This is a genomic window from Paenibacillus sp. 1-18, assembly GCF_000520755.1.
GTDB classification, from domain to species: domain Bacteria; phylum Bacillota; class Bacilli; order Paenibacillales; family Paenibacillaceae; genus Paenibacillus; species Paenibacillus brasilensis.
In genome coordinates, this window is the sequence record NZ_ASSB01000113.1 from 1 (window position 1) to 652 (window position 652).

The 652-nt window shown below is 57.5% G+C and carries 1 protein-coding gene; it reads right to left on the minus strand.

Annotated features, from left to right (window positions below):
• Nucleotides 1–652: amidohydrolase family protein (locus tag L693_RS0107440; protein WP_025716727.1), on the minus strand; the 652-nt coding region annotated here is incomplete at both ends.

The window sequence follows — 652 nt, forward strand, 5'->3', positions numbered from 1 at the left end:
CATGTAAAATGGCCGTCCGCTACCTTGCCCGCGCGCAGCGTGGCCTGAATTTCCCCGATCATCACATCGTCTCCATAGACGACACCAGGGAAATTCATGACTTCGCCCAGCCCAATCATATCCGGGCCCCAGCTTAACGCCTCTGCGACTTCCGCCGGGCCGAAGGAGGCACCTGTCGTTTCCAGCTCCGGCCCGGTGGACGGCACGCAGGAAGCCACTTGCATGTAAGCAGCCAGCGGCGTGGTGCGCGCTTCGTCAAGCATCAGACGAAGCCCTTTTAGACCCAGTACATTGGAAATTTCATGCGGATCAAAAAATCCGCCCGTCACCCCAAGCGGCAGGACAGCCTTCGCGAACTCAGTTACGGTGAGCTGCGTGCTTTCGATGTGGCAATGTCCATCCAGTAATCCGGGTGCCATATAACGGCCTTCCGCTTCAATGATTACAGTGTCGTCGCCGATCGTATGACTGACGTCCCGACCGACGTATGCAATACGAGAACCTTGCACAGCAATAGACATGTCCGGTAGCAACTCGCCCGATACCACATTCACCAGCGTTCCTCCGCGGATAACCAGTGATGCCTTGCGTTCTCCTCTAGCTGTAGCCACCAGTTCGGGTACACAGTCCGCCAGCGGCGGGCGGTGGAAAA